This window comes from Paenarthrobacter sp. Z7-10 (assembly GCF_026932795.1).
Classification (GTDB): Bacteria; Actinomycetota; Actinomycetes; order Actinomycetales; family Micrococcaceae; genus Arthrobacter_M.
On the sequence record NZ_JADPVH010000055.1, the window covers coordinates 15340 to 26129 of the forward strand.

At 59.5% G+C, this 10790-nt stretch carries 9 protein-coding genes; 3 read left to right on the forward strand and 6 right to left on the reverse strand.

The annotated features are described in order from the left end of the window. The coding region (locus IV498_RS14900) for a DUF2599 domain-containing protein (RefSeq protein WP_269047871.1) at window positions 1–1892 on the forward strand (1892 nt) is incomplete at its 5' end. Window positions 1893–1912: 20 nt separating this feature from the next. Next, window positions 1913–2152: a hypothetical protein gene (locus IV498_RS14905; protein WP_269047873.1), complete on the forward strand. Its 240-nt coding sequence runs from the start codon at window positions 1913–1915 to the stop codon at window positions 2150–2152. Window positions 2153–2575: 423 nt separating this feature from the next. Here IV498_RS14905 and IV498_RS14910 read toward each other — a convergent pair whose 3' ends face one another. The 3 genes from IV498_RS14910 to IV498_RS14920 are packed head-to-tail and all read right to left on the reverse strand — an operon-like array spanning window position 2576 to window position 5494. Further along, complete coding sequence (locus IV498_RS14910; protein WP_269047875.1) at window positions 2576–4063, reverse strand: site-specific recombinase; 1488 nt, start codon at window positions 4061–4063, stop codon at window positions 2576–2578. After that, window positions 4050–4391, reverse strand: coding sequence for a helix-turn-helix domain-containing protein (locus tag IV498_RS14915; RefSeq protein ID WP_269047877.1), 342 nt, complete (start codon window positions 4389–4391; stop codon window positions 4050–4052). The genes IV498_RS14910 and IV498_RS14915 overlap by 14 nt, the downstream gene beginning before the upstream one ends. Further along, a complete protein-coding gene (locus IV498_RS14920; protein WP_269047879.1) occupies window positions 4388–5494 on the reverse strand; it encodes a tyrosine-type recombinase/integrase in 1107 nt (368 codons plus the stop codon). Before IV498_RS14920 ends, IV498_RS14915 begins: the two co-directional genes overlap by 4 nt. Window positions 5495–6092: 598 nt before the next feature. Here IV498_RS14920 and IV498_RS14925 point away from each other — a divergent pair. Then, window positions 6093–7718 (forward strand): alpha/beta hydrolase, encoded by a 1626-nt coding sequence (locus IV498_RS14925; protein ID WP_269047881.1) that lies wholly within the window; start codon window positions 6093–6095, stop codon window positions 7716–7718. Window positions 7719–7918: 200 nt separating this feature from the next. On the opposite strand, the gene IV498_RS14930 is transcribed toward IV498_RS14925, so the two are convergent. From IV498_RS14930 to IV498_RS14940, 3 genes are all read right to left on the reverse strand, one after another. Further along, window positions 7919–8590 (reverse strand): ABC transporter ATP-binding protein, encoded by a 672-nt coding sequence (locus IV498_RS14930; RefSeq protein WP_269047883.1) that lies wholly within the window; start codon window positions 8588–8590, stop codon window positions 7919–7921. Between the two features lie 24 nt (window positions 8591–8614). After that, window positions 8615–10048, reverse strand: a complete 1434-nt coding sequence (locus IV498_RS14935) for a hypothetical protein (RefSeq protein ID WP_269047885.1) — start codon at window positions 10046–10048, stop codon at window positions 8615–8617. Window positions 10049–10092: 44 nt separating this feature from the next. Further along, window positions 10093–10790 (reverse strand): hypothetical protein (locus tag IV498_RS14940; protein WP_269047887.1); only part of this gene is annotated, 698 nt, incomplete at its 5' end.

Genomic DNA, 10790 nt, shown 5'->3' on the forward strand with positions numbered 1-10790 from the left:
CGGTGTCTATTCAAGTGGCTGGAGTCGCAGGTGTTCCGGTCGGAGCTAAAGCTGCATTTGTAAATTTCCAGGTGGACAATACTAATTCTATTGCGGGATACATCAATCCCTATGCGACGAGTGCTACAAGCCGTCCGGGGGTTTCTCTCAGCTTTCCAGGCACCCCCTATACGTCCACCGGGGCAATGGTGCCCTTGGATTCAAGCGGCGCTTTCAAGCTCTATCTATCCACTAACAACACTATTAATCTGTTGATGGACGTCGAGGGCTACTTCACCCAGGGTTCCAGTAACGGTACTTTTACTCCCGCGATCAGCAAGCTCTACGATAGCCGTGCTGCTGCACATATTGCCCCGGGGCAAACGGTCACTATTCCGGTCGGAGGCGTCGGAGGCATTCCGGATACCGGGCATGGGTTGACCGCAGTGGTTGCCAACTTAAGTGTTATTGACAACAGCGCTTCCGGCGGCTATGCACGTGCTTGGGCATCCGGCGCGGACGAACCATCCAATGTGGGTGCGCTGACATTTGCCACTGGCACCCACACCAACCTGATAACCGTTCCCGTGGGGATCAGTGATGGTGCCGTTCAGATCCACAACGTCTCACCTGACACAGTCGACTACATCGTAGACCTTGAAGGCTGGTACACGGCACCCACACCAACGGTAACCTGCCCCCAGCCATATCAAGCCGGAAGCTGGACAACCACTGTTCCCACCGTCGCCGTCACATGTTGGGTTCATCTCCCAACTACGGAAGATCCTGAAGGAACACTCGACATCAACATAAACTTGGGCGCGGTCGACGAACAACAGCTTCCTGCAAACGGCACTCTCGATTACCCGATCACCGTCCCACCGACTGCCGGCTGGTACGACATCGGCGTGACTGCAAACTACAGCAGTGGCGTTTCCACCGAAACGCACTACAGCTTCGGCCTAGAAGCTGGCAGTCCGAGCGCCGCCATTTCGGCTATTCAAAGGGCTAATCCAGCTGCGTTCGAAAATGTGGCGAACGCCAGTACCACGTCGACAGGAGCAATAGCCGTCCAGACCACAGTCCCTGATGCCCTCGGCGGCTCAGCATCAGTTTCCACTAACCCGAGTACTGGGGTGACACTCAGTCAAGAAGAGCAAACTACGACTGATCCCTTCGACGGATCCACGAGCACAATTCCAGCAAGCACCATGAGTATGTCGTTGCCTTTCTCGCCGACCGCGAGCAGCGCTCATGTGGAGTCAAACGGCGTCGTTTCCTACGACAACCACAATGGGTCGACTACCGTTTCAATCCTCAAACAAGACGCTTCAGTACAGCTAAACACGGTCATACAAGGTGCCAATGCTCCAGCCTCCTACGTTTATCCGGTCAATATGCCGGCTGGTGCCAAACTTTCAGCGAACGATGACGGTAGCGTGACCATCGTTGACTCGGTGGGGAACTTCTTGGGTGGCATTAGCGCACCTTGGGCTGTCGACGCCGGTGGTGGTTCGGTCCCAACGCATTATGACATCTCAGGGAGCTCACTGATCCAGGTAGTGGATTTGTCTCATGTCACTGCATACCCCGTCGTCGCAGACCCCTGGTTTGGAATCGCGTTGATCCAGAAGACAGTGTGGTCCTACGCATACAAAAATGATCCTCGCCTCATGGTTTACCCAACTGTTTGGGGACGCGCCTGGTCCGGGCCAGCGCTTTGGAAGGTGCAATGGAGTGAAGTCATAACAAAGACAACTTCTTACCGTTCCCGGGCGAATACGCCTGACATGTATTACCAGTTTGTCTGCCATCAGGAGTTGGGGGCCGAGTATTGGAAGGGTTCATATAATCTAGACTCGAATATTCGCAGGGGATCGCTATTTCAATATCTCATTCACAAATGCAACTAGCGCTAAAAGGACAAATTGAAGTGAACTTAAAGGCGTTCCGCTATTGGACGTGGGTTACCTTGGGACTCGGAATTGCTGTCATGTTTGCCGCCTACGCCGAAGCTGCTGTCGTCGGTGTTTGGTTTGATGAGCACGGCCTGCCTGATGATATGTCGCCTCTTCCTGAATTGATTCTTGGAGCACTTGGCTTGCTCATCGCGGCTGGCAGTTGCTCCGTTGGGATAATGGGGCGACGCGCCGTAGGTAAGCAAAAACGATAGGTGCGGAAGGCAAAGGATCGACATCCAACGGTAGCCCTCGCAATCCCTTGTCGCCCCCTGGGAATTGAAGGTGAGAACCCTCCTAAAACATTGCAATGGCCGTAAGAATCATGCAATTTGTAAGGAGGACGCGCAGGCCCGCTGGTCTGAGAGCCGTCCTGCTCGGTACGATCAAGTTTCCTTAGGGCTCGCGCGGCGCTCGGGAGGGACTGAAATCGACTATCTGGGCCGGTGTTCCGCAGGTCAAAGGGGGTTGTCCCTTTCAGGCCTCAATAGGGCTCCGAGTGGCATAGTCGAAGGAGGGCCGATCTTGCATTAGATGCAATAATCACGGCTTAAGCGGGAACTGCACTTATCGCTCGGAGTCCTATTCCGGCCATTCCGGTTCCGGCGGTTGGTTCGGGGGCCGTATTCTGAGCGGCTTCAGCGGGGCAGGGCGCCTTTCCCGGCATAGCCTGCCATGGGGACGCCGGCGTCGGCGGCGTGTTTGTGGATGACCTGGTAGCTATAGCCGAGGGCGTTTGCGACCAGGGTTGGCGGCAGTTCCTGAACGAGGCTGCGCAGGGCGGTGTTCCTTGCGCCGCCGAGGTCGATCCCAAGCGCCCGGAGCTGGCCCATCATCGCGTCGGCGTGGATGTGCTGGCCCGGCAGGGTGCCGGGGAAGAGCCACTGGCTCCCGCCGTTTCCGGTCTGCTGGTTGGGCCGGTCGTGCAGGTAGTCCCAGAACATCGGGGCGATCTGGGCAGGAACCAGGACGGGCATGTTGCCCAGGCCCAGGTGCAGCCCCTCGGGCAGAGCCTGCAGGTCCGCGCCTTTCAAGGCGGCAATCTTGCCGACAGGCTGGCCGAAGAGCAGCAGGATGAGGGCAGCGACCCGGAATCCCAAGGGCGATGCCGTGGAGTCGATGCAATGCCGGATGAGTGCTAGGCGTTGTTGCTGGGTGATGAGCGGCTTCGTGGCGGCGTATCGGCGCGGCATCTCGAGCCTGCCGATCTCCTTGTTCTTGATCAGCCAGACGATGAAGGTGCGGATGGCGTATCGGGTCGACGGTCCGGCCGTTAGGTACTCGTTCACATGGGCCTGCCTCGTAGCGGCGACAGCGAGTCCATGGTCGGCGCCGAGCCAAGCAAGGAACTTCCCGGACTCGGTGATTTCCTGTTTGGCCGAGCGGACGGCCGTGTTCAGCGACTTTCCCGGGCCGGCCATTTGGCGGAGGCGTTTGAGGTGGTGCCAGCGGGCGAACCGTTCGATGGGCCCCTGGATGTGAGGTGTTTCGGCGAGGTCATGGACGCGGACCGCCAGCCATTGTTCGAAGGCGGCGAGTTGACGGTCCCGGTCCGGGAGCATGCCGTGATGGATGAGCATTTCCCGAAGGTATTCCACTGATCGTGACGCAGGAAGAGCGTCAAAGGACTCATGGTTGAGCGCGATGGTGCGGGTGCCGAGCCCGGTGAGGAGTTCCTTGGTGTTGGCCCCGCGCATCCAGGTGTAGACGCTCTCGGGCCTGCCCGCGCCGACGAGCACTCCGATGAGGCGTTTGAGGCTCAGGTCCGGGGGAGCGTGGGGGTGGAGCAGTCCCTCCAGGTCGGTCCGGAGGACGCAGCGGATGCAGTGGCCGGCGCGGAATCGTTCGGTTTCGGTGCCGCAGCCCTGGCAGGTCATGTTGGTGGTGATGCCCGCGCAGTCCCGGCAGATGCTGGTGCCGTCGGTGGTCCTGCCGGGGAGCAGCCTTTCTTTCCCGCAGCCGGGGCAGGATCCGCTGGTGCGCAGTGCTGTGGTGAAGCAGATCCCGCAGATGGCCCCGTCGGGCCAGGTCACGCGGATCTTCGCGGCCATCCGCCCGCATCGGTCGCACCGGTGGTCGCCCTCGGACCGGGGCCGGCCGCGGGTCCCGGCCTTAGTCGTCGTCAAGGATCCTGGCCCTGACGGGTTTGTAGGCGTCAGCGAACCGGACAACGTTCTCCCCGGAGACGACGGCCTGCTTTTGGCCTTTGGACCTGGCGTCTGCTGCGGTGAAGATGAAGAGTTCGTTCGCTTCGACGCCGAAAATATCGCAGAGGGCGGCCAGGAGCTGGAAGGAGATCCGTTCGGGGTTCTGGCTGACCATGCGGTAGATCTGTGACTCGGAGAGGGTGATGCCCCGTTCCCGTAGGGGTTCGACGAGTTCGCGGGTGTTGCGCATGCCGTTCCGTGCCATGAGTTCCCGGGCCCGCCACCGGTATTCGATGTCCCGTTTCATTCTCGTTCCTCCTTCGGCCTGACGGCCTTCTCGATCATGTCTTCGAGCACGCGGTTGAGCTCGCTGGTTTGGTAGTCGCTGGAGACTGATGTGTAGAGGGAGGTGGTCGAGGCGTGTTCGTGGCCGACCTGCCTTTGGACGAAGGTGTGGTCGAAGCCGAAGTGCTCGAAGAGGTGGGTGACGTAGGACCGGCGCAGCGAATGAACGTCCAGGCCCGGCGGATAGCCGAGTTCGTCGATGTAGTCGCGGAAGCGGCGGTGCAGGTTGGACTTGGGCACCGGCAGTCCGTTGGCGGTGGGGAAAATTTCCGATACCGCCGGGGCGAGCCAGGGGAGTCCGTTCCGGATCCAGGTGTCCAGGACGTCGGGGGACCAGTCAAAGACCGTCAGCACGGAGCGTCTCTTGGGCGGTGAGCCGCGCTGTGCCTTGCCGTATCGGACCTGCAGGACACCGAACTCGCCGAACTGCGGGGCCCGGCGGTTCCGGGAAAAGTCCACGGTCTGCAGGTGCGTGACCTCGTTGGCCCGCAGACCCCACGCGTAGGCGGTCTTGAACACGGTGGCGTCCCGGTAGGCGGCCACGGCGCCCTTACGCCCCGAGGCCAGGACCCGTTCGACCTCGAGGTCGGCCAGATCGAAGAAGCCCTGCAGCTCGGCCCGGGTGAAGGGCCGTTTAGTGGGTGCCTGTTCATTGTTCTGGGCGTGCCGGGCCCGGTTGAATTCGGTGATGATCTGGGCGGGGGAGCGGCCGAACCCCTGAAGACAGACCCGGTCCCATTCATAGACCGGATCGGTCAGGAAGTCGCAGAACACCTTCAGATGCGTCTGGTAGGCCCGGATGGTGGCGAATGCCAGATTCAGGATCGAGCGCTCATGGGCGAAGAATTCATCGGCGTCACCGACGGTCCATTCCCAGGGAAAATGCCCGGTGTGATCCACGAACCGGCGGACAATGCTCTCACGTCCCCGGATCGTGCTGGCCGTGAAGTTCCGTGCCAGCTGCTGCTGTTTCCAGCCCGTGAGCATGTCCTCGAACACCACGTCCGCGGAAAAGGCTCCCTGACGCAGCGGAAGCCTGATCAGCCGGCCCTCCAGGGGGTCCACCAGGCCTCCGATTCGTCTGCAAATATTGCTCTCAGCATGCATAAAATGCGAATCAGTGTCAAGGAAACCCCGGAAATTCGAGGAATTATCCGCCTAGTGGGCACCTCAGACCCGTCTACCTTTCCACGCCCCGGCTGTTGCCCAACGCGCCTCCGGACGGTCCCGGATCCCTGTAACGGCATGGACTTCGACGTCCAGGCACCCTGAACCGGGGAGTGCTTATCACCGTGTCCTAATCTGCAAAATCTGCAATCGGATCACTTCAGCTTTACGTAACGTCCGTTATCGGTTGGATTTTGCGGCTCGGAAGGGACTGGCCTCCAAGCCGAATCAGATTATCAACCTGATTAGAAGCCATGTATCAAGTAACCGAGTGCAAGGCCAGCTTTCGATCTCTGCGACGTAGGGCCGAGCGAAACCCCGCGCCTCTCGTCGTCGTCGATTTGCGCCGGTGAGGAAGTCGCCGAGAGGATCAACTACTCATTGGCGCACCGCGGCGGGAGTCTTGAGCAACGAGAGACCGAGCTGATGGGTGTGCGTTCTCCACCTGAATTCGGGCATAGTTTAGGGCAGGTCGATCGCACAGAGAGGAACGCCGATGGGGGTAGCAGAAGATGAGATCGATACCGTGTTGGCGGACGATGAGCTGCTCCGGCGTCTGGCGCGTGATCTGGCGAATTCGAGTGCCTCGGATTCGCATGCGCAGCGTGCCGTTGTGCGATTGCTGCTGGCCGCCGGCGCGATCGCCTCGTATCTGGATTCCAAAGCCCGGCGCGATGGCGACGAACAGATCGGCCGGATGTCGCAAGCTCTCGACGCAGCATGGACCGCCGGTAATCGGGCGGTGGAGCATACTGTCAGCGCGACAATTTTCACAATCGGCACGTTCGCCGGAAAGTACGGGTGGCCGTCTCGCCCGGATCGAGCGGAACTCGTCGCCGAGCTCGACATTCTGCTGTCTGGGCCCTACTTCGAAGCTGGTCGCGAGCTAGCAGAACGACGGGGTTTTTACGCTCTCCAACGGGCCCGTCGAGCACGGGTCGTGTGGTTGACGCTCGAAGACATCACGAGCGATATCGCGGGCGACGTCGCGATGTTTGACGTGGTGAGGCGTCGGCCGATCGATGCGCAGCAATTCAAACAGATCGACCATGTCGAAAGGTCCCCGACCGATTCGTCACCGTTCGTCGCGCGGCCTGCTGAAAGTGCACCGCGGTCTGCCCCGGGAAACCATCTGATGAGACATCCCATGCTCGACCCCGAACCTTCCGCGAAAGTTGTCCGCGTGTGGTGCGGCACGAATCGGATACCCGTCCGCGGCGACTTTTCGTTCGGGCCGAACCGCGACGACGAGCTGCACCTCGGCTACTGCGATGTGCTGGTCCCGGAGGACCACGGCTTCGGCACTCTCGGCCCTGGACCGGTGCGCGCACTTATTTTCGGAGAGAATGGGCGGCGCGTTCGCGTCCAAGGTCGCCGTAGTCTGGGTGCGTCGACGTTCCGGGAGATGCTTGGCGAGGAAGCGGACGACGCGGCCCACGACGGTTCGATCCTGGTCTACGTTCACGGCTATCGCCAGACGTTTAACGGTGCGGTTCTTCGCGCCGGGCAATTGGCGTACGACCTGCGTATCCGTGGCTCGGCCGCGGTCTTCAGCTGGCCCTCGCGCAATCTGGTGCGCGGTTACTTCGCCGATCAGGACCGCGCAGATGCCAGCGACAACGGGCTTGCCGACTATCTTGACACGCTCACTCGGATTACGGGCGCCGACAAGATCAACATCATTGCGCATTCGATGGGCAATCGCCTCTTAGGGCGAGCGATGACCCTCTTCGCAGGCCGCAGGCCGCAGGTGCGTCTCGGCGTGTTCGTGCTGGCGGCCCCAGACGTAGAGGTGAGCCTGTTCCGGCGCTTCGCCGCGCTCTACGCGGAGCTTACGTCCGCGACGACGCTATACGTCTCTGATCGGGATCGCGCGCTCATCCAAGCTCGCCGATTCCAGGATTCGCATCGAGCGGGCTTGTGGCCGCCGCTCACGGTGCTACCAGCGCTTGACACCATTGATGTCAGCAAGATCGACCGCACTGTCCTCGGGCACGGATACTTCGCGACCGAGCCTCCGCTGCTTTACGACATCCGATCGGTACTCGACGGTGTGGATGTGAGATATCGACAGCGCCTGTCTCCGATGGAGGATCCGGAGTACTGGATTCTCCAGCCGTGACGGATGAGGACGGCGCAGTCTGACGGGGTCAGCGATAGTTTGGCATCGTTCGATATTCGACACCGATTCCAGCAGGGGACCACTCGACCGAAAGCCAAAGTCGACGGTTTTGCCTTCCATCCATCATCTGATGTGATTTCTGGGAGATGGCGCATTTCGATTCCGGTGGCTGTTCCTGGCTTCCTTTGTGCCCTGTAGATCTACTCCAGTCTTTTCGGAGTTAGGTCCGTAGCGGAATATGCGCAGCGGATTTGGTCTCCATCGATAACGAGACGGCGATCGGCAAGTTCATCGACATCCAGCGGGTTATGGCTGGTGAATATGATGGTGACGCCCGATTGATTCAATAGGCGGAGGTGGTCCTTGATAGAGGCCGAGCTGTCTGCGTCGAGTGCATTGAAAGGTTCATCTAGAACGAGAACTGCTGGATCTTCCATCAGTGCCTGGGCCAAGGCAAGTTTTTGTTTCATACCCAAGGAATAGTGTCGAACTCTCTGGGGCAATGCTGGGTCGAGGCCAACCTGTTCCATGGTCGCTGTGATCTTGTTGTCGTCGATTACTCCACGGATCCGTGCAAGATACTGCAGGTTCTGCAAACCCGTTTTGCCCGCGAGGTAGCCGGGACGGTCGATGAGGACGCCGAACCGTTCTGGAAACGTACGGCCAGCGGACATGTATTTGGGAGCGATGCTAATGGTGCCTTTGTCGGGTGAAGTAAATCCACAGATCAGCCGGAAGAGCACGGATTTGCCGGAACCATTGGGGCCCGTGATGCTTGTAATCGTCCCTTCCGGGACATCGAAATTCACGTCGCGGTACAAAGTCCGTCCACGATAGGACTTTGTTACAGCTTCAGCTGTGATGACAGACATTGCTTTCTCCTTGCGTTCAGGTGGCTAAATTACGTCGGCGACGCGGATAACATGTCGGGAGTGGGTACGGAACATAGTGGTGACCAGGCACAGGGCCGCAGCGACAATGCACCAGAGCAAAGCCACTGTTTGCGGTCCGGGGCCAACAGACTCGGGTGGCGTGCTGTAGGGGGCAAAGATGTTCGCTGCACCGAGGTTAAGCATGAACGGGTATCCCAGGACTACTGCAACCCCTACGAGAGCAGGCCAAGCATCCAGTGATCCTCTCAGCCAGAACAACAGCATCGCGGCGGTGAGAAGCAGGATCAGCTCGGCGGCGATTCCTGTGAGATCCACCAGCAAGAGGCCGATATGGCCACCCTTTCCCAGCCCTGTGCCTCCGTGAACTACGGCATAGGTTGCAGTGAGAACGGCTCCGTAGGCTGCTACGAAAATCAACGCTTGAACTAGCTCGCGTGCCAGTGACCGAATTGTCCATCTACGATAGCTCCCGGCCCTGACGGCTTCATATAGGAGCAGGCCTTCTGCACGGTCCGTCAGCTCCGCTGCGTATCTGGTGGCGAAGGCCAGGGGGATGACCGCGGCGGCAATGAATTGGACGATGTCGCCGTACGATCCGGCGAAGTACGCAGCGGTGAACTCCGTCAAAGTTCCGGTATGGGCTGCCACCTGTACGGAACCTGCCACGGTGAGCGCAAGAAGAGCGATAGTCACTGCGACGCGGTTCTGGATCATGGCACGAGCGCCAGAGATTGGATGTTTCACCCTGGTGAGGACCAGGGTGATGATTATGCACACTGCGAGCCCGGTTGCCGCCTGCAAAAGTCCGCCCTGACTAAGCGCCCACGCGATACTCAGGGCCACTGATGCGTCAGCCGGGTTTGGCAGGTCAGTCATCGCGAAGCTGCAAATCAGCGCCCACACATAAAAAAACATCAGGCCCCAAACTGCGGCGGTTACGCGCCGCGCTGCGACCGCGAGGGTGAAGGCGGCGACGATCATGTACGCCGCTCCCGTATAAAGCCCACAGGCAGCCAAGGCGATCACTGGGTTTGAGAAGTGCCGTGCTAAGGCCGCGGCGCTGAATGCTGATAATTGGGCATCACTTGCGGCTTCATTGACCGCCTCCGAACTCCAGGTTGTACCTACGCCCAGGGGAAACGCCACCACGATGACGACCAGAGTTATGACGGCACCGCCGGCTACTAAGCGTCCGACAAGCTCCGCCAGCCCTTTACGCACGGCGCGCGCCCACGAGCCGTAACGCTGCATCACTTCTGGACGGCCGAACGCAAAACAAATAGGAATGATGAACGAGCAAAACCAGAGCAGTCCCACCTGGGAGGTGACCTTAGTCTCCGTTAAGGAAGGAAAGACCGCATCCCAGGCGTTACTACCGTGAACCCGAGCGGAGGAACTCGCGTAGAGGATCGCGTACAGGGCTACGATAGCCGCCATCAGCAACGTCCTCACCGAAAGGCAAGTTTCGATAAAGCTCCGAATCACGATAACCGCGGATTTCGTCGGCTAGTCATAATCACCAACGCCATCGCTGCGACGGTCAAAAATGCAAGGACGAGAGTCGGGCTGAATGCTTGGACCGGATCATAATTCTGCAGCCCAGCCGGATACACCGCCGAGAGCAGGAATGACAACCCCGGTAGTTGGATAGTCTGGAACACTATCGATTCGAGGACGTATAGCCCGAACGGGACCATCAGCGCGATCACAGGACGCGAGATCACGTAAACAGCGATCAACGTGACCGCGGCAAAGACGGCGGCATTGAACCCAAGCCACGCCGAAGCACCCAGGGCGAACACTACCCTGCCGTAATCAAGCAAGGCAGCCAAAGGCGCATGCAACATCGCGTCGGCTTGAACACTTGCGGGCGAGCCCAGCCCGTACTGTGCCGGATTGATGCTCTCCGGAACCGTCGCTGGAATGACGACGAATGCGACCAAAGCGTTGATCAAGCCCATAACCGTAAAGAGGACGAACATCGAAAGCATCGTTACCATGAACCGACCCGCGATCCGCCGTCGTATCGAGACTCTGGTGCGCGTATTGACCACAAACCTATTACTAAGCTCTGCAGCCGTCCGGGATCCGGCCAGCAATGCCACCACCAGCGGGAAAAGTATTCGTAAGGGACCATTCATGAAGTCTTCGAACACTTGAACATCCGACCGATAGACAG